This is a genomic window from Enterobacter cloacae complex sp. I1M, assembly GCF_014982425.1.
Classification (GTDB): domain Bacteria; phylum Pseudomonadota; class Gammaproteobacteria; order Enterobacterales; family Enterobacteriaceae; genus Enterobacter; species Enterobacter intestinihominis.
In genome coordinates, this window is record NZ_JADCLG010000010.1 from 191,869 (window position 1) to 210,215 (window position 18,347).

15 protein-coding genes are annotated in these 18,347 nt (G+C 56.6%); 11 read left to right on the forward strand and 4 right to left on the reverse strand.

The genetic code is table 11. The features are described 5' to 3' along the window. The 4 genes from pqqC to pqqF are packed head-to-tail and all read left to right on the forward strand — an operon-like array spanning position 1 to position 4,448. Positions 1-756, forward strand: a complete 756-nt coding sequence (pqqC, locus tag INF86_RS06050) for a pyrroloquinoline-quinone synthase PqqC (RefSeq protein ID WP_069596504.1) — start codon at positions 1-3, stop codon at positions 754-756. A gap of 2 nt (positions 757-758) precedes the next feature. Further along, positions 759-1,037, forward strand: a complete 279-nt coding sequence (pqqD, locus tag INF86_RS06055) for a pyrroloquinoline quinone biosynthesis peptide chaperone PqqD (protein ID WP_003857508.1) — start codon at positions 759-761, stop codon at positions 1,035-1,037. Then, positions 1,024-2,166, forward strand: coding sequence for a pyrroloquinoline quinone biosynthesis protein PqqE (gene pqqE, locus INF86_RS06060; RefSeq protein ID WP_045308495.1), 1,143 nt, complete (start codon positions 1,024-1,026; stop codon positions 2,164-2,166). Before pqqD ends, pqqE begins: the two co-directional genes overlap by 14 nt. Before the next feature lie 5 nt (positions 2,167-2,171). Then, complete coding sequence (pqqF, locus tag INF86_RS06065) at positions 2,172-4,448, forward strand: pyrroloquinoline quinone biosynthesis protein PqqF (RefSeq protein ID WP_193543326.1); 2,277 nt, start codon at positions 2,172-2,174, stop codon at positions 4,446-4,448. A gap of 86 nt (positions 4,449-4,534) precedes the next feature. On the opposite strand, the gene INF86_RS06070 is transcribed toward pqqF, so the two are convergent. Further along, a complete protein-coding gene (locus INF86_RS06070; RefSeq protein WP_193543327.1) occupies positions 4,535-6,964 on the reverse strand; it encodes a glucose/quinate/shikimate family membrane-bound PQQ-dependent dehydrogenase in 2,430 nt (809 codons plus the stop codon). A gap of 634 nt (positions 6,965-7,598) precedes the next feature. On the opposite strand from INF86_RS06070, the gene INF86_RS06075 reads away from it, so the two are divergent. Beyond that, the gene (locus tag INF86_RS06075; protein ID WP_023299982.1) at positions 7,599-7,799 is read left to right on the forward strand and encodes a hypothetical protein; all 201 of its coding nucleotides are present in this window, start codon (positions 7,599-7,601) and stop codon (positions 7,797-7,799) included. A gap of 46 nt (positions 7,800-7,845) precedes the next feature. Here the strand turns inward: INF86_RS06075 and INF86_RS06080 are convergent, their stop codons facing one another. Further along, positions 7,846-8,712: an aldo/keto reductase family oxidoreductase gene (locus INF86_RS06080; protein WP_023299981.1), complete on the reverse strand. Its 867-nt coding sequence runs from the start codon at positions 8,710-8,712 to the stop codon at positions 7,846-7,848. Between the two features lie 144 nt (positions 8,713-8,856). Between INF86_RS06080 and INF86_RS06085 the strand changes: the two genes are divergently transcribed. Continuing rightward, a complete protein-coding gene (locus tag INF86_RS06085; protein WP_193543328.1) occupies positions 8,857-10,515 on the forward strand; it encodes a methyl-accepting chemotaxis protein in 1,659 nt (552 codons plus the stop codon). 9 nt (positions 10,516-10,524) lie between these two features. Here INF86_RS06085 and smrA read toward each other — a convergent pair whose 3' ends face one another. Together smrA and INF86_RS06095 are read right to left on the reverse strand one after the other, a co-directional pair. Continuing rightward, the gene (gene smrA / locus INF86_RS06090; RefSeq protein ID WP_023299979.1) at positions 10,525-11,088 is read right to left on the reverse strand and encodes a DNA endonuclease SmrA; all 564 of its coding nucleotides are present in this window, start codon (positions 11,086-11,088) and stop codon (positions 10,525-10,527) included. 350 nt (positions 11,089-11,438) lie between these two features. Next, positions 11,439-12,350: a LysR family transcriptional regulator gene (locus INF86_RS06095; protein ID WP_193543329.1), complete on the reverse strand. Its 912-nt coding sequence runs from the start codon at positions 12,348-12,350 to the stop codon at positions 11,439-11,441. Positions 12,351-12,525: 175 nt separating this feature from the next. Here INF86_RS06095 and INF86_RS06100 point away from each other — a divergent pair, with 175 nt between their 5' ends. The 5 genes from INF86_RS06100 to fnr all read left to right on the forward strand — a co-directional run bounded on the left by INF86_RS06100 (position 12,526) and on the right by fnr (position 18,310). Further along, positions 12,526-13,836 (forward strand): M20 family metallo-hydrolase, encoded by a 1,311-nt coding sequence (locus INF86_RS06100; protein WP_193543330.1) that lies wholly within the window; start codon positions 12,526-12,528, stop codon positions 13,834-13,836. Next, the gene (locus INF86_RS06105) at positions 13,836-15,281 is read left to right on the forward strand and encodes a M20 family metallopeptidase (protein ID WP_105322727.1); all 1,446 of its coding nucleotides are present in this window, start codon (positions 13,836-13,838) and stop codon (positions 15,279-15,281) included. The genes INF86_RS06100 and INF86_RS06105 overlap by 1 nt, the downstream gene beginning before the upstream one ends. A gap of 41 nt (positions 15,282-15,322) precedes the next feature. Continuing rightward, complete coding sequence (abgT, locus tag INF86_RS06110; RefSeq protein ID WP_022647942.1) at positions 15,323-16,849, forward strand: p-aminobenzoyl-glutamate transporter; 1,527 nt, start codon at positions 15,323-15,325, stop codon at positions 16,847-16,849. 9 nt (positions 16,850-16,858) lie between these two features. Next, positions 16,859-17,374, forward strand: a complete 516-nt coding sequence (ogt, locus tag INF86_RS06115; protein WP_193543331.1) for a methylated-DNA--[protein]-cysteine S-methyltransferase — start codon at positions 16,859-16,861, stop codon at positions 17,372-17,374. A gap of 183 nt (positions 17,375-17,557) precedes the next feature. Next, positions 17,558-18,310 carry a fumarate/nitrate reduction transcriptional regulator Fnr gene (gene fnr, locus INF86_RS06120; RefSeq protein ID WP_000611906.1) on the forward strand — a complete coding sequence of 251 codons (753 nt, stop codon included), beginning with the start codon at positions 17,558-17,560 and terminating at the stop codon, positions 18,308-18,310. The last annotated feature ends 37 nt before the right edge of the window (positions 18,311-18,347 follow it).

Below are 18,347 nucleotides of genomic sequence, written 5' to 3' on the forward strand. Positions count from 1 at the left end.
ATGCACATTCGTGAAACGCTCTCGCCGCAAGAGTTTGAACACGCCCTCCGGGCGAAAGGCGCCTACTATCATATTCACCATCCGTACCATATCGCGATGCATAACGGCGAGGCCAGCCGCGAGCAGATCCAGGGCTGGGTGGCGAACCGGTTTTACTACCAGACGACGATCCCGCTGAAAGATGCGGCCATTATGGCGAACTGCCCGGATCCGCACACGCGTCGCAAATGGGTGCAGCGGATCCTCGATCACGACGGCAGAAACGGTCATGACGGCGGGATCGAAGCCTGGCTACAGCTGGGCGAAGCCGTAGGGCTTAGCCGCGACGACTTAATCAGCGAACGCCACGTGCTGCCCGGCGTTCGTTTTGCCGTGGACGCTTACGTTAACTTCGCCCGCCGCGCCAACTGGCAGGAGGCGGCATGCAGTTCGCTCACCGAACTGTTTGCCCCGCAAATTCATCAGTCGCGTCTCGACAGCTGGCCGCAGCACTATCCGTGGATCAAAGAGGAAGGCTATTTTTATTTTCGCAGCCGCCTCAGCCAGGCCAGCCGCGACGTTGAACACGGTCTGGAGCTGGCGAAGAGTTACTGCGATAGCGCAGAAAAGCAGAATCGGATGCTGGAGATCCTTCAGTTCAAACTCGATATCCTGTGGTCGATGCTCGACGCGATGACCATGGCCTACGCGCTACAGCGTCCGCCTTATCACACGGTCACCGACAAAGCGGCCTGGCACACAACCCGACTGGTATAAGCATGCAAAAAAACTCCATCGTCGCTTTTCGTCGCGGCTATCGCCTGCAATGGGAAGCCGCTCAGGACAGCCATGTCATCCTTTATCCGGAAGGCATGGCTAAACTCAATGAGACCGCCGCCGCAATCCTCGAACTGGTCGATGGCCAACGCGACGCGGCGGCCATCATTGCCATACTCAACGAACGGTTCCCGGAAGCCGGCGGCGTGGATGACGACGTCGTAGAATTCCTGCAAATCGCTTATCAACAGAAGTGGATTATTTTCCGTGAGCCAGAATAAACCCACCGTCAATCCACCGCTGTGGCTGCTGGCGGAGCTGACCTATCGCTGTCCGCTACAGTGTCCTTACTGCTCTAACCCGCTGGACTTTGCCCGGCAGGATCAGGAGCTGACCACTGAACAGTGGATTGAGGTTTTCCGCCAGGCGCGGGCGATGGGCAGCGTGCAGATAGGTTTTTCCGGCGGCGAACCGTTGACGCGTAAAGATCTGCCGGAGCTGATCCGCGCCGCCCGCGATCTCGGTTTTTATACCAACCTGATCACCTCAGGAATTGGCCTGACGGAAAGCAAGCTCGACGCGTTCAGCGAGGCTGGTCTGGACCATATCCAGATTAGCTTCCAGGCCAGCGATGAAGTGCTCAACGCCGCGCTGGCGGGGAATAAAAAAGCCTTCCAGCAGAAGCTGGCGATGGCCAAAGCGGTCAAAGCGCGCGATTACCCGATGGTGCTGAATTTCGTCCTGCACCGGCACAACATCGACCAGATCGATAAAATCATCGAGCTGTGCATCGAACTGGACGCCGACGACGTCGAACTTGCCACCTGCCAGTTCTACGGTTGGGCGTTCCTTAATCGTCAGGGGCTGCTGCCGACGCGGGAACAGATTGCCCGAGCGGAACGCGTGGTTGCCGACTATCGGCAAAAAATGGCCGCCAGCGGCAATCTGACCAACCTGCTGTTCGTCACCCCTGATTATTACGAAGAGCGACCAAAAGGCTGTATGGGCGGCTGGGGGTCGATTTTCCTCAGCGTGACCCCGGAAGGCACGGCGCTGCCCTGCCACAGCGCGCGCCAGCTACCGGTGGAGTTCCCCTCGGTGCTTGATCAGAGTCTGGAATCCATCTGGTATGACTCTTTCGGCTTCAACCGCTATCGCGGGTTTGACTGGATGCCGGAGCCGTGCCGCTCCTGCGATGAAAAGGAGAAGGACTTCGGCGGCTGCCGCTGTCAGGCCTTTATGCTCACCGGGAATGCTGATAACGCCGATCCGGTGTGCAGCAAATCGCCGCATCATCATAAAATTCTGGACGCGCGACGCGAAGCAGCCTGTAGCGACATGAAAATCGGCCAGCTTCAGTTCCGCAACCGTACACGTTCGCAGCTTATCTATAAAACCCGGGAACTGTAGCGATAATGACCACCCGCATCGTGGAGCTAGCAGGCGGATTACGCGCAACGCTGGTGCATCAGCCGCAGGCGACACGCGCGGCGGCGCTGGCGCGCGTGAGTGCCGGAAGCCATCACGAGCCACCGCGCTTCGCCGGTCTTGCGCATTTACTTGAGCACCTGCTGTTCCGCGGTAGCCAGCGCTATCAGGGCGACGATCGACTCATGGCCTGGGTCCAGCGTCAGGGCGGTAGCGTCAATGCCACCACGCTGGCTCGCCACAGCGCATTTTTCTTCGATGTGGCCGCCGATAACCTGTCCGACGGCATCGTACGACTGCGGGATATGTTGCAGGCGCCGCTGCTTTCATGCGATGACATACAGCGCGAAGTGGCGGTCATTGATGCGGAAAACCGGCTCATCCAGCAGCATGATTCCGCCAGGCGCGAAGCGGCGGCACGCCACGCGATGGAAGAACCCACAGTTTTTCGCCGTTTTCAGGTGGGTAGCCAGGATTCTCTGGGGCAGGACACGGGATCGCTGCAAACCGCGTTGCGCGACTTTCATCGGCGCTATTATGTGGCCGGACACCTGCAATTGTGGCTGCAAGGGCCGCAAACGCTGGATGCGCTGACCGAGCTTGCCCATACGTTTGCGTCCGGTTTTGCTTCTGGTGGCATGCCTGAAACCGCTCCCCCGTTGCGTCTTAGCGCTGAAGCAGATTTTCAGCTGGCAGTGACGGAGCGACCCGCACTGTGGCGTTGTCCGTTAATTCGAAAAAGTGACAACGTCACCTTATTTCGGGAGTTTTTACTGGACGACGCCCCCGGAAGCCTGATTGCCGGGCTGCGGGCGCGAGGGCTGGCAGAAGATGTCGCCCTGAACTGGCTTTATCAGGATAACGATAACGGCTGGCTGGCGCTAACGGTTGATAGCGAACGACCCGAGGAGGTTGACCCGCATATTACCCACTGGCTACGGGCGCTACAGCAAACGACGGATGAGCAGCAGCGGCATTATTATCGGCTGGCACAGCAGCGTTTCAGCGCCCTGCCGATGCTGGAGCAGCTGCGCCAGCGGGCGTTCGGTTTTGCGCCCGGTGCGGCGCCCGTAAGTTTTTCCGCCTTTTGTGCCGATTTACTGGCGGCGCCCACCTCGTATCTGGCCTGCAAAAAAATTGAAACCGCTGAAATTATCGCCAGCCAGGGGTTTGCTCTGCCGCTTAGCCATTGGCGTCGCCAGCCGGTTGCAGATGATAGCCCCATCGCGTTTTCCTTCTACCCGCAGACTGCCAGGTATGTTACGCCAGCCCCGACGTCAGAAGCCGCTCCGCTGCTGCATTTGTCGGCGCAGACACAACCGCCAACGCTGATCCTGCGCAGGCCTTTTTATTCGTGCGTGGAACGGGCGCAGGGGGTGGCGATGGGCAAACAGTTACGCCCTCTTCTTGCTGAACTGCGCCATATTGACGGCAGCGGCGAGTGGCAAACGGTTGACGGTAGCTGGCAGCTCACCCTGCGGCTACCTGACGCCGTAGCTACGGCGGAACACATCATCGGGGCGATAATCGATCGCCTCTCCCACCCCGCCCCGGCTCTTACGCCAGTGCCAGAAGGCATTGCCATCCGTGAGCTGCTTCAGCAATTGCCTGAACGTCTGGCATCGGATCCGCCACGAGACGGCTGGCTGGCGGCGCTAGTTGGCGGCAGCGTCGCACACGCGCACGGGTTAGCCCGGCAGCTTGGCCTGCTCCGGGCGCCGGTTAACGCTAAGCCGACGCCATTAAGCGGTTGTCCCGGCGGGATCGAACACATTCCGCACGCCAGCGCGGATTCGGCGCTGCTGGTGTTTATTCCCCTGCCGCCGGGCGCGTCGCTCGCCGCGCTGCGGCTGCTGGCATTATGCTGCGAACCGCAATTTTTCCAGCGCCTGCGCGTGGAACAGCAGATTGGCTACGTGGTCAGCTGTCGTTATCAGCGTATTGCCGATCGCGATGGCCTGCTGCTGGCGTTACAGTCGCCTGACCGCTCTCCAGTGAACCTGTTGGGTTGCTGCAAACAATTTTTGCGTGAGCTGACGCTGTGCGATGTGACGGCGTTCAGCGTATTGCGACAGCAGCTGGCGATGCAAATCCGGTCACCGATGAATGCCAGCGCCACGGCAGTCGCCGCCCTGCGCCAGCGCTATGGTTTACCGGTGTTAACGCCGCAGGCTGTTGATGCCCTGCAACATGACGAGATAATCGCACTATGGCGCGAGATGACTCGCCATCGCCGTCGCTGGCGGGTGCTTTTCACGGGCTGACCGGACCCGCCGCTTTCTTCATATCCGTGGTTTTTAGTCAAAAAAAAGCCCCGTACTACGACGGGGCCAGGTTGCTTATTTCGCTGTTATTTATCCAGCGCGTAGGCAATCACGTAGTCACCACGATCCGGCGACTGGCGTGCACCGCCAGCAGAGATCAGAATGTACTGTTTGCCGGTTTTCGGTGATACATAGCTGATAGGTCCGCCCTGGCTACCCACCGGAAGACGCGCTTTCCACACTTCTTCCCCCGTAGAGGAATCAAAGGCGCGCAGGTAGTAATCCTGGGTTCCCGCAATGAAGACCAGACCGCCCTGCGTGGCCAGCGTACCGCCCAGCGTCGGCATACCGACAGGCATTGGCATACGCATTTTTACCCCAAACGGACCGGTATCCTGTACGGTACCGACCGGCACCTGCCAGACGATTTTCTGCGTTTTCAGGTCAATGGCGGAGAGAGAGCCAAACGGTGGTTTCTGGCACGGAATGCCCAGCGGTGACATGAAACGGTTTTTGTTGACCGAATACGGCGTTCCTTTCATCGGAACGGCGCCCATCCCGGCGTTCACGGCTTCACCGCCCGTGTTTGCCACCGCGCTCTGCGGATCTTGCTTAATCAGCTGAACCCACAGGCCCAGACGCATGTCATTGACGAAGATATACTGGTTGTTCGGATCGGTGGACAAACTGCCCCAGTTCATTCCCCCCAGCGAGCCCGGGAAGCTCAGGGAAATATCGGTTCCCGGCATCGTGTACAGACCGTCATAACGCATTGATTTGAAGCTGATACGACAGGCCAGCTGGTCAAACGGCGTCGCCCCCCACATATCAGATTCTTTCAGGGTTTCTGCGCCAATCTGCGGCATCCCCACAGAGCGAGGCTGCGTTGCCGGGTACTGTTCACGTGGAATATCCGCTGGTTTTACCGGAACCTCTTTCACTTCAGTGAGCGGTTTACCCGTCAGACGATCGAGAACGTAAATTTGCCCCGCTTTAGTGCCCACTACCACCGCGGGCTTGTTGCCCTCTTTCGTTGGGAAATCAACCAGGCTCGGCTGCATCGGGATATCGAAATCCCAGAGGTCGTTATGCACGGTCTGGTATACCCACTTCTCTTTCCCGGTAGTCGCATCCAGCGCGAGAATTGAGGTGGCGTATTTGTGATCTTCCGGAATACGGTCAGCGCCCCACAGGTCGACAGAGGAACTTCCCATCGGGATAAACACGGTATTCATCGACGCATCCCAGGACATAGGGGCCCAGGAGTTTGCGGAGCTGCGTTTGTAGTGTTCGCCGGGCTTCAGAACATAGTTCGGATCCGGATTACGCGGATCGAACGCCCAGCGCAGCTTGCCGGTGATCACGTCATAACCACGTATTACGCCGCCCGGCATATCGGTGCTGACGTTATCCGCAACGCGGCCGCCAACCACGACCGTGGTACCCGCCAGCGTCGGGGCCGACGTCAACACATAGGTTGGATCTGACGCGTCGCCCATTCCTTCATGCAGGTTAACGCTGCCGTTAGTACCGAAGTCCGGGCAGAATTTGCCGTTATCGGCGTCTAACGCGATCAGCTTACCGTCAATGGTATTCATCAGGATACGGCGCTGGCATGCCGCGCCCGGTGCGACCTGCGCTGGCAGAACCGGTGTGGAGCCGGCTACTGTTGGCTGTGCCAGCGGTTTGGTGGCATCAAAGTACGCCAGGCCACGGCAGCGCATCCAGATGGCAGACTTAGCGTTGATTTCCGCTTTCCAGATCTCTTTCCCGCTATCGGCATCCACGGCGATCACGTTGTTATGCGGCGTACAGAGGAAGACACGATCGCCTACCTGTAGCGGCGTTTGCTGATCTTCTGCGCCATTGCCATCCGGACTTTGCGGAATATCACCGGTATGGTAGGTCCAGACCGGTTTCAGGTTTTTCACGTTGTCACGGGTTATCTGGTCCAGCGCCACAAAGCGACTACCGCCAGCCGTATTACCGTAGTGATCCCAGTTCTGCTGTTTCGCCTCTTCTTTTACCGGCACCAGCGGGCGCTTTTCGCCGCTAAACGGCACGGTCGGATGGGGTTGAAACATCTGAACAAAGGTGACGCCCATGCCGATAATAAGGACCGCGCAGACCGCCATCGCCCCTTTCGTAGAGGACGGTTTTCCTTCACGCTTACGCAATGCAGGCCAGGTGGCTGCTGCCAGCACCATCAGCCCGGCGGGTACCATTAATCGGGAAACCAGGGGCCAGAAGTCGAGTCCGGCATCGAAAAATGCCCAAATCAGGGTGCCAAGAAACACCAGAGCAAACAGCCCTACGGCAGAGGATTTGCGGCGGAAAAACTGAATTGCAGAGAGCAGCGTGAAAACCCCGGCAATGAGAAAGTACCAACTCCCCCCCAGGGAAACCAGTTTAAAACCGCCGATGGCAAAAAACAGCCCCGTCACAAGAAGTACCACACCCACCAGCAGGCACCACGGGCCTAACCAGCCCAATGGGCGGGGATTATTGTCTGACATAAAAATGAATCTCCTGATTACTTTATATAAAGCAGGGTTTTATTAACTGCCACGATGTTAAAACCCTGCACAACGCTAATTGTTCGTATGCGAAGCATAAATTAAAAAGAGAACGTAGACAAAACCTATTATGTCGGAAGAAATGAAAACCAGCGCAATTGCATGGGTTTAACAGGGTTAAAATAGCGAATATCGCTAACTACGTCACCGATGCTGGAATATATGACCAGCCGGAAGTTGCTTAAAGGATTAATATCAGGATTCCCCCAAGGCCGGTCTTATAGCGTCAGATTTTTACAGCTGAGCCTTCAAACAGAAGATTTAATTAAGCAATAACCATGAATAAGCACAGGGATAAACCTGAGTTCAGTTTCAGGAAGAAATTATCAATAATTTTAGAGCGTCTGGTGCGTTGAACATTCCGTCATTATCAGCACTGAAAATGTGACTTTCCGCATCAAAGCGGACTCACAGCGTGACAATACAAACACTATCAAATCACTTAATGAAGTCTTGAATCGCAGAAAAGCCAAACAGTAATTCACTGTGCTTTCACTACACGTTGACTTTACACCAAGACTAGCGCATATTTTACAGCACAAATTAACAAGACAATTTTTGGAGGACGTTTTCTATGCCAGCCCGTGATTATCCCGACAAGCGTGTTGCTCGCGGTGTAGCAAAGGAGGCCGATCTCAGGATGTTAAGTGCGCGCATCGATCCAGCGCTGATGGAGTACATCCGCATTACTGCGTATGAAACACGGAAAAGTAAGCAGGAAATCGTGGCGGAAGCGTTAGCACTTCACCGCCAAAGGAATCAGATTGTGTCATAAACACCAAAAGCCCGAAAAATCCCCCGGGCTTTTGCTGCTGTCTGGATTACTCCACCAGCGTATTTAACGTCTCCAGCGCCTCAGGCGGCAATACCAGATCGGCTGCCGCCAGGTTTTCACGCAGATGCGCCACCGAAGAAGTACCCGGGATCAAGAGGATATTTGGCGAGCGTTGCAGCAGCCATGCCAGCGCCACCTGCATAGGCGTCGCATCCAGTGAATCCGCCACCGCCTGTAGCCCGGAAGATTGCAGTGGCGTGAAACCACCCAGTGGGAAGAACGGCACCCAGGCAATCCCCTGCTGCGCCAGCGAATCTACCAGCGCATCGTCACCGCGATTCACCACGTTGTACATGTTCTGTACGCATACCACGGAAACCATCTTCTGCGCTTCAGCCACCTGCGAAGCGGTGACGTTGCTCAGCCCAATATGGCGAACCAGCCCCTGTTGTTGCAGCTCCGCGAGGGTGCTTAGCGGCGCGGCAATCGAGCCTTCCGCTGGTCCGTGGGCGCTAAACATGATCCGCAGGTTAACCACGTCCAGCACATCTCGCTTCAGGTTGCGCAGGTTGTCATGCACCGCCTGCGTCAGCTCCTGGGCGGAAAACGCCGGCAGCCAGGAGGCGTCCTCGCCGCGTCGGGCTCCGATCTTAGTCACAATCGTAAGGTCGTCCCGGTACGGATGAAGCGCCTCGCAAATAAGCTGGTTGGTCACATGGGGGCCGTAAAAATCGCTGGTATCAATGTGATTTACCCCCGACTCTACCGCTTCACGCAACACCGCCAGCGCCGCATTTTTGTCTTTTGGCGGACCAAAAACGCCAGGTCCGGCAAGCTGCATCGCGCCATAGCCAAACCGTTTAACCGTACGCGTTCCGAGCGTGAATGTTCCGCATTTATCTATGCTGCTCATGCTGACCTTCCTCATTAAAATGATCCGGGTTTACAACAGGTTCCCCAACGAAACCATTAGTTAAGCAATAGTAAAATTAAAGTTTAAATTCGCTACGACGATAGTATTGATGTAACCCTGCCTCTTCTATTACGGATGACCGTCATGCTGAAAAATCTGCACGTGATTACCGGTATTATCTTTGCCCTCACCATATTCTGTCTGCTGCAAGTTGTCACGGGAGGGTTGTTCTACTCTGCCGTTAACAACGATCGTCACAACTTTCAGAACTCCGGGTTGCTCAATGCCCAGCAGGAGAGCCTGAGCGACAGTGTGAACACCCTGGTGAAAACGCGCGTTACCGTCACCCGCGTGGCGATCCGCTACCTGAAAAACCAGCGCGACCCGGCCTCTCTCGCGGCAATCAATACGCTGCTGGGCACCGCGAACGGTTCGCTGGCCAAAGCCGAAGACTATTACAAAAACTGGCAGGCGATTCCGCAGGTGAAGGGGCAAAATGCCGCGCTCACCGAAGAGATGCAGAAAGCCTGGAAGAACATGCACGAGGTAATGCGCTTGTCCATTGCGTACTTGCGCGCCGATAACTATCAGGCCTATGGCGACCTGGACGCCCAGCAGGCGCAGGATGAGATGGAGGCGGTCTATACCCGCTGGCGCGCGGAAAACAACGTCCTGCTGAAAGCCGCCGCCGAAGAGAACCAGAACAGCTTTACCCAGATGCAGTGGACGCTGGCGGCGATCTTCCTGACCGTTATCGCCGTGCTGGTGGTGATCTGGCAGGGTTTACAGCACCTGCTCCTGAGACCGCTCAACGCCATCATGAACCATATTCGCACCATCGCGAGCGGCGATCTGACGCAAAACGTCGCGATTACCGGGCGCAACGAAATGGGCCAGCTGGCCGCCGGTCTGCATGAGATGCAACAGTCGCTGGTCAGCACCGTCAGCGCCGTGCGCGGCAGCACAGATTCTATCTACACGGGCGCAGGAGAAATTGCCGCCGGGAGTAACGACCTTTCCGCCCGAACCGAGCAGCAGGCAGCCTCGCTGGAAGAGACCGCCGCCAGCATGGAAGAGCTGACGGCCACGGTGAAACAGAACTCGGATAACGCTCGTCAGGCGACGCTGCTGGCAAAGAATGCGTCTGAAACCGCCGCACGCGGCGGCCAGGTGGTGAATAATGTAGTGCGTACCATGAATGACATTGCCGACAGTTCTCAGCAAATTGCGCATATCACCGGCGTTATCGATAGCATTGCCTTCCAGACCAACATTCTGGCGCTCAACGCGGCGGTTGAAGCCGCCCGTGCCGGCGAACAAGGCCGCGGCTTTGCGGTCGTGGCAGGCGAAGTACGGACGCTGGCCAGCCGCAGCGCGCAGGCGGCAAAAGAGATCAAAGGGCTTATTGAAAACTCCGTCAGCCGGGTGAATACCGGCTCGGAACAGGTGAGCGAGGCGGGTGCGACCATGAAAGAGATCGTCGCGGCCGTGACACGCGTAACCGATATTATGGCTGAAATCTCGTCGGCGTCTGACGAGCAAAGCCGCGGTATTGAACAGGTCAGCCTGGCGGTCTCGCAGATGGACAGCGTAACGCAGCAAAACGCCGCGCTGGTACAGGAGTCGGCAACGGCGGCGGCGGCGCTGGAAGATCAGTCTGAACAGCTGCGCCAGGCCGTGGCGGCATTCCGGCTGAACATGCAGGAAAACACCGCTCCGCGGCCAAAAAATACAAAAGCACCGCAACTGTTGCGTCCCGCCACGGTCAGTGCCTCAGGTGACACATACTGGGAGACGTTCTAGGCCTTACCGTTAACGGCTGCGCTTGGCGTGACGTTCCCAGTTCTCCTGTTTCGCCTCATCGGATTTTCGGAGTGAAACATAACATGCCCCGCTGCCGCCGTGATGCGGCAGCGCCACGCAGAAAGCCTGCACGTCCTCGAACTCAGTTAACCAGCGGGCAAGATAACTGCGCACCACGTTCGGGTGCGAATTCTGCTCGCGGCCCTTCCCGTGAATGATAATCAGGTTACGTAAACCGTCGCGGCTGGCCTGGCGAATGAAGGCGTACAGCATCTGGCGGCAGCGTTCGGCGGGCTGACGCAACAGATTTAAGCTGGCCTGTCGGGCGTATTTACCCGAGCGCAGCTTGTCAATAACGCCCTGCTGAACGCCCTCGCGCTGGAACATCAGCGGCTCTTCAAGCGGCAAGAGTTCCAGGAAACCCAGTGTGAGAAAGTTGTCGAGCTGCTCGGTATCGATCTCCTGGCGAACCCGGGTATTACGGCTTTGCTGCCAGTGGATATCGGTGCAGCGTTTCAGGGGCTGGACATCCTCCATGGCGTCAAGAAAAAGTGATTTGTCGTCAGGGTTCATGGAAATCCTCCGGGCACATCGGGGCTTGTACTATACCTGCACCGGGCAGGGGCCTCAATAACCCTTACCGCAAGGGGCAAGATAAATATTAATCTGATGAATATATATAGCTACCATTAAAGTTATTTAAATATTACTTAACTAAAACTACAGCAGAGTTAAAATAAGTGATTTGCGTTGAAATTTTGTAAAACCAATGACGTGCCGCCTTTCTTTTTTCAGGAAAGATGTTATACCTAAATATACCTGCCTCATGGATATAATACCCAGGATTTGCGAAAGGACGCACTGCTGTGTGTACTGTAGGGTCTGTCTGATGTCGGACAGGCTCTATTTTTTCTTTGGCAATTTCACGATAAAACTATTTTTCTCGCTTCCCTTCTGAATTGTGTAATTAATGATTCAGCCAGGGGCGTCTGGCGTGCATCACGGCGCTGAATTAAATAATAGGCCGCTCTGGGAAGTGTTTCCACAACCGGCAGCATGACCAGCCGGTGCGCCAGCAGCGGGTCACAGCCCAGCTCCTGCGGCAGCACGCTCAGGAAGTCACTTTGTGCGACAAGGCTAATACAGGACGAAAAGGTTTCGCAAACGACGCCAATACGCGGTATCTGCGAGCGATGATGAAATATATCCTCAAGCTGCTTATAATAACTTCCCCGCGGCGTTGGCATTGTCCAGTTATAACGAAGAAGTTCATTAATAGAGGTAGCCCCCAACGCCGGATGTCCTTCCCGACAAAATACCGCAAAAGGTTTCTCAAAGAGTTTTTCAAACGTAAACTCGTGATCGTAAGGCCCCTGATAATAGGTATTGATGGTAAAGTCCAGCTCACCCTGGCGTAATTCATTGATCATTGATACCAGCTGACCTTCCATAATCCGCACCTTGATCTGAGGATGCTGCGCATGAAAACGGGAGATAACGGCGGGCATCAGGCTGCGCGCCACGCTGGCACCCATCCCAATATTGATCTGCCCGGTCAGCTCCCCCTGACGCTGACGGATATCATCCTGCGCTGCGCGAAGCTCTTCCAGAATCAAATTAGCGCGGTGATAAAACCCTTCCCCGCACTCGGTCAGGGCGACACCTTTACTCCGGCGCACAAACAGCTGTGCCGCCATGCCCTCTTCCAGCTCTTTAATGGATTTAGTCAGCGCGGGCTGCGAAAGATTCAGCACCCGGCTGGCTCCGCGAATACTGCCCTGACGCGCCACTTCGACAAAAGCCCGAATTTGATGAAATTTAATCTGAAATGACATAGCACGACCGATAACCGTTGTTTATCAGAGTAAAGAAACTGTCATCTACTTTAATGGAATCGGATGTGCGAGGGTAATTCCTGAACGGTTAAAACTGTGAAAAATCGCTTAGTGATAAGTAAAAACTATCACAGCGTGAAGCAGTTCACATATTTTAATGATGACAGGAAAAGATATGAACGCACTGGCGCAGTACATCCACACATTATCCCCCCAACTGAGCGCATGGCGTCGCGATTTTCACCATTTCGCGGAATCCGGCTGGGTGGAGTTTCGCACAGCCGCGAAAGTCTCGGAGATCCTGGACTCGCTGGGTTACGAGCTGGCGATGGGTCGCGATGTCGTGGATGCCGAAAGCCGGATGGGGTTGCCCGATGACGCAACCCTGGCGCGGGAATTTGCCCGCGCCCGCGCGCAAGGCGCACCGGAGAAATGGCTCTCGCCGTTCGAAGGCGGGTTCACCGGCATTGTCGCGACCCTGAATACCGGTCGCCCCGGCCCGACGCTGGCCTTTCGCGTGGACATGGATGCGCTTGATCTGAGCGAAGCGCATGACGACAGCCACCGGCCGTACCGCGACGGTTTTGCCTCCTGCAACCCGGGCATGATGCACGCCTGCGCGCACGACGGCCACACCACCATTGGTCTGGGGCTGGCGCAGGTGCTTAAGCAGCATGAAGCCCAGCTCAACGGCACCATCAAACTGATCTTCCAGCCTGCCGAAGAGGGTACGCGCGGCGCCCGCGCTATGGTCGCTGCAGGGGCGCTGGACGACGTGGACTACTTTACCGCCATTCATATTGGAACCGGCGTTCCGGAAGGGACGGTGATCTGCGGCAGCGATAACTTCATGGCGACCACCAAATTTGACGTGCGCTTTACCGGCGTTGCCGCACACGCTGGCGGTAAACCGGAAGAGGGCCGTAACGCCCTGCTCGCGGCGGCCCAGGCCGCAATCGCGCTGCATGGCATCGCGCCACACAGCGAAGGCGCGTCCCGGGTTAACGTCGGAGTCATGCAGGCGGGCAGCGGACGCAACGTGGTTCCGGCTGATGCGTTGCTTAAGGTTGAAACCCGCGGTGAAAGCGAGGCGATTAATCAGTATGTCTTCGATCGCGCGCAGGCGGTGATTACCGGCGCGGCAGCACTCTACGGCGTAACAGCCGGGATAAACCTGATGGGGGCGGCGACCTCCAGTGCCCCCACCCCGGCTTGGGTCGATTATCTGCGTGAACAGGCAAGCCAGGTGCCCGGCGTGACTCATGCCATTAATAAGGTCAAAGCGCCTGCGGGCTCCGAAGATGCCACGCTAATGATGGCCCGCGTGCAGCAGAACGGCGGCATGGCCTCGTATATGGTCTTCGGCACCGAACTGAGCGCCGGACATCACAACGAAAAATTCGATTTTGATGAGCAGGTGATGAACGTTGCCATCGAAACACTGGCGCGAACTGCGCTTAATTTCCCGTGGACGCGAGGTGTGTAATGCAGGAGAACTACGCTTTTATCGCTGATGCCATCGACACGCGATGTCAGACGTTTACCGATATTGCCGACGACATCTGGGATCATCCCGAAACGCGCTTTGAAGAGTTCTGGTCGGCCGAACGGCTTGCCAGCGCGCTGGAAGCCGAGGGCTTTACCCTGATGCGGGAAGCCGGAGGCATTCCCAACGCCTTTATTGCCAGCTACGGCAGCGGCAAGCCCGTTATCGCCCTTCTGGGCGAATACGACGCCCTGGCCGGGTTGAGCCAGCAGGCGCACTGCGCGACGGCGCAATCCGCCACCCCGGGGGCTAACGGCCATGGCTGCGGGCATAACCTGTTGGGTACTGCTGCCTTTGCCGGTGCGGTGGCGGTGAAAAGCTGGCTGGAACAGCACGGCGGCAGCGGAACGGTACGATTTTACGGCTGCCCCGGCGAGGAAGGCGGCTCCGGTAAAACCTTTATGGTTCGTGAAGGATTATTTGACGACGTGGACGCTGCCGTGACCTGGCATCCGGAAGCCTTTGCCGGGATGTTTAACGTCAGCACGCTGGCCAATATTCAGGCCGCCTGGCGGTTTAAGGGGATCGCCGCCCACGCCGCAAACTCCCCACATCTGGGACGTAGCGCGCTGGATGCCGTGACGTTGATGACTACCGGCACAAACTTCCTCAACGAACACATCATTGAAAAAGCGCGCGTTCATTACGCCATCACCGATACCGGCGGAATTTCGCCTAACGTGGTGCAGGCCCAGGCCGAAGTGCTGTACCTGATCCGCGCCCCGGAGATGGCCGATGCGCAGCAGATCTACGCGCGCATCGAGAAAATCGCCCAGGGCGCGGCGATGATGACCGAAACCACTGTCGAGTGTCGCTTTGATAAAGCCTGCTCCAGCTATCTGCCGAACCGTACGCTCGAAGCGGCCATGTACCGCGCATTGCAGCATTACGGCACGCCGGACTGGACGGAAGAAGAACGCGAATTTGCCCGTGAAATCCGCGCCACGCTCACGGCAAACGACCTGCAAAACAGCCTGAAAAACATTGCCGCAACGGGAGCCGAAGAGGGAAAAGCCTTTGCCCGACGCCATCACGAAACGCTACTGGTGGATGAAGTTGCCCCTTACGCCATCACCGATAACGTGCTGGCAGGCTCCACCGACGTGGGGGATGTCAGCTGGAAGATGCCTGTCGCACAGTGCTTTAGCCCCTGTTTTACCGTCGGCACCCCGCTGCATACCTGGCAATTGGTGGCGCAGGGGCGTACCTCTATTGCCCATAAAGGCATGCTGCTGGCCGGAAAAGTGATGGGCGCGACCGCGCTGCATCTGCTTCAGGATGCCGACCTGCTGCGAAAATGTCGGGAAGAATTTGAACAACACATAACACAAAAACCGTACGAGTGTCCGATCCCGCAGGACGTGACACCGTCACCTTTAAAATAAAAAAACACAACACAACACAACAACAGTCCTGAGGAACGCCCATGAGTATGTCATCCATACCTTCGCATTCCCCATCCGGTAAGCTCTATGGCTGGGTTGAAAGGATCGGTAATAAAGTGCCGCACCCTTTCCTGCTTTTTATCTATTTAATTGTCATCCTGATGGTCGCGACAGCCGTGCTGTCCGCCTTTGATGTGAGCGTGCGCAGCCCGGCCGACGGCAGCATGGTGGCCGTAAAAAATCTGCTCAGCGTGGAGGGGTTGCACTGGTTTTTGCCGAACGTGATTAAAAACTTCAGCGGTTTTGCGCCGCTGGGCGCCATCCTGGCGCTGGTGTTAGGCGCGGGTCTGGCCGAACGCGTGGGTCTGCTGCCCGCGCTGATGGTGAAAATGGCCTCGCACGTCAGCGCGCGTTATGCCAGCTATATGGTGCTGTTTATTGCCTTCTTCAGCCATATCTCGTCCGACGCGGCGCTGGTGATCATGCCGCCGATGGGGGCGCTGATTTTCCTCGCCGTTGGCCGTCATCCTGTTGCGGGCCTGCTGTCGGCGATCGCGGGCGTCGGCTGTGGGTTTACCGCTAACCTGCTTATTGTGACCACCGATGTGCTGCTCTCCGGCATCAGCACGGAGGCAGCCAGCACCATCGATGCGGCCATGCACGTCAGCGTGATCGACAACTGGTACTTTATGGCCAGTTCGGTGATTGTCCTGACGATTGTCGGGGGGTTGATTACCGATAAGATCGTTGAGCCGCGCCTGGGTAAATGGGAAGGCCGGAGCGATGAAAAGCTGGAGACGCTGAGCAAAGAGCAGCAGTTCGGCCTGCGCGTCGCCGGGATCGTCTCGCTGGCGTTCATTGCGGCTGTGGCGCTGATGGTGGTACCGGAGAATGGCGTGTTGCGCGATCCAATCAAACACACCGTACTTCCCTCGCCGTTTATTCAGGGTATTGTGCCGCTGATAATTCTCTTCTTCTTCGTCGTTTCGCTCGCCTACGGCATCGCTACCGGTAAAATCCGCCGTCAGGGAGATCTGCCGCACCTGATGATCGAGCCGATGAAGGAGATGGCGGGTTTTATCGTGATGGTGTTCCCGCTGGCGCAGTTTGTGGCCATGTTTAACTGGAGCAACATGGGCAAGTTTATGGCCGTGAGCCTGACGGACGCGCTGGAGGCGGCGGGGTTGAGCGGGGTTCCGGCCTTTGTCGGCCTGGCGCTGCTGTCGTCCCTGCTGTGCATGTTTATTGCCAGCGGGTCGGCCATCTGGTCGATTCTGGCCCCCATCTTTGTCCCCATGTTTATGATGCTCGGCTTTCATCCGGCGTTCGCCCAGATCCTGTTCCGTGTCGCCGATTCTTCGGTGATCCCGCTGGCGCCCGTGTCACCCTTCGTTCCGCTGTTTTTAGGCTTCCTGCAACGCTACAGACCGGAGGCTAAGCTGGGTACCTACTATTCGCTGGTCTTGCCCTATCCGCTTATCTTCTTAGGGGTATGGCTGGTGATGCTGGTGGCGTGGTATCTTGTCGGCCTGCCGATTGGACCGGGTATTTACCCGAGGCTGAACTAAGGAATACTGATGCTGAGATTACTCGAAGACAAGATTGCGACACCGCTGGGGCCGCTTTGGATTATCGCGGATGAAGCGTTCAATCTTCGCGCTGTTGAGTGGGAAGAGCACAGCGACCGGATGGTTGAGCTGCTCAACATTCATTATCGCGCCGAGGGTTACGAGCGTATTACAGCCCGTAATCCTGGCGGGCTGAGCGATAAACTGGCGGCCTACTTCGAGGGCGATCTCAGCATTATTAATACCCTGCCAACCGCCACGGCGGGTACCCCTTTTCAGCGCGAGGTGTGGCAGGCGCTACGTAACATTCCCTGCGGGCAGGTGATGCACTACGGTCAGCTGGCAGAACAGCTTGGCCGTGCCGGCGCGGCGCGCGCAGTCGGTGCGGCAAATGGCTCTAACCCCGTCAGCATTGTGGTGCCTTGCCATCGCGTGATTGGGCGCAACGGCACCCTCACCGGCTATGCCGGGGGCGTACAGCGCAAAGAGTGGCTGCTGCGTCACGAAGGGTATTTTCTGCTGTAATTCCCAGGCTTTTTGTGCTTAATTTTCTTCCTGTTAGGTTCATAATCCTTAATCATTCTGTGGAATTTCAAGGAGATGGCAACACGCTGCCGTCTCTTGTCTTTATTGGGGGTTTGCCAGACTTACGTCCTTACCAAAAAGATGTTAAAATTGACCAATATCAATTAAGGCTTGAGCAAACCTATGATCCCGGAAAAGCGAATTATACGACGCATTCAGTCTGGCGGTTGTGCTATCCATTGCCAGGATTGCAGCATCAGCCAGCTCTGTATCCCGTTTACTCTGAATGAGCATGAACTCGATCAGCTTGACAATATCATCGAGCGCAAAAAGCCTATTCAGAAAGGGCAGACGCTGTTTAAAGCGGGAGACGAACTGAAATCGCTCTATGCTATCCGTTCTGGCACCATCAAAAGCTACACCATTACCGAACAGGGCGACGAGCAGATCACTGGCTTCCATCTGGCGGGCGATTTAGTCGGCTTTGACGCCATCGGCAGTGGCCATCACCCGAGCTTTGCTCAGGCGCTGGAAACCTCTATGGTTTGTGAAATCCCGTTTGAAACGCTGGACGATCTGTCCGGTAAGATGCCAAACCTGCGTCAGCAGATGATGCGTCTGATGAGCGGAGAGATCAAAGGCGATCAGGATATGATCCTGCTGCTTTCCAAAAAGAACGCAGAAGAGCGTCTGGCCGCCTTTATCTATAACCTCTCCCGCCGTTTCGCGGAACGTGGCTTCTCCCCACGCGAATTCCGTCTGACCATGACGCGTGGCGATATTGGTAACTATCTGGGCCTGACCGTGGAAACCATCAGCCGTCTGCTGGGTCGTTTCCAGAAGAGCGGAATGCTGGCGGTTAAAGGTAAGTACATCACCATTGAAAACGGTGAAGCCCTGGCCATTCTGGCGGGTCACTCACGTAACGTGGCATAACTCTCCCGGATATCTTATGCCAGGTCGATAAATTTTC

Bases quoted from the DNA above. Each gene is read 5' to 3' on its own strand.
- pqqC (WP_069596504.1), top strand. From the start codon at position 1: ATGCACATTCGTGAAACGCTCTCGCCGCAAGAGTTTGAACACGCCCTC.
- pqqD (WP_003857508.1), top strand. From the start codon at position 759: ATGCAAAAAAACTCCATCGTCGCTTTTCGTCGCGGCTATCGCCTGCAA.
- pqqF (WP_193543326.1), top strand. From the start codon at position 2,172: ATGACCACCCGCATCGTGGAGCTAGCAGGCGGATTACGCGCAACGCTG.
- INF86_RS06070 (WP_193543327.1), bottom strand. From the start codon at position 6,964: ATGTCAGACAATAATCCCCGCCCATTGGGCTGGTTAGGCCCGTGGTGC.
- INF86_RS06075 (WP_023299982.1), top strand. From the start codon at position 7,599: ATGCCAGCCCGTGATTATCCCGACAAGCGTGTTGCTCGCGGTGTAGCA.
- INF86_RS06080 (WP_023299981.1), bottom strand. From the start codon at position 8,712: ATGAGCAGCATAGATAAATGCGGAACATTCACGCTCGGAACGCGTACG.
- INF86_RS06085 (WP_193543328.1), top strand. From the start codon at position 8,857: ATGCTGAAAAATCTGCACGTGATTACCGGTATTATCTTTGCCCTCACC.
- smrA (WP_023299979.1), bottom strand. From the start codon at position 11,088: ATGAACCCTGACGACAAATCACTTTTTCTTGACGCCATGGAGGATGTC.
- INF86_RS06095 (WP_193543329.1), bottom strand. From the start codon at position 12,350: ATGTCATTTCAGATTAAATTTCATCAAATTCGGGCTTTTGTCGAAGTG.
- INF86_RS06100 (WP_193543330.1), top strand. From the start codon at position 12,526: ATGAACGCACTGGCGCAGTACATCCACACATTATCCCCCCAACTGAGC.
- INF86_RS06105 (WP_105322727.1), top strand. From the start codon at position 13,836: ATGCAGGAGAACTACGCTTTTATCGCTGATGCCATCGACACGCGATGT.
- abgT (WP_022647942.1), top strand. From the start codon at position 15,323: ATGAGTATGTCATCCATACCTTCGCATTCCCCATCCGGTAAGCTCTAT.
- ogt (WP_193543331.1), top strand. From the start codon at position 16,859: ATGCTGAGATTACTCGAAGACAAGATTGCGACACCGCTGGGGCCGCTT.
- fnr (WP_000611906.1), top strand. From the start codon at position 17,558: ATGATCCCGGAAAAGCGAATTATACGACGCATTCAGTCTGGCGGTTGT.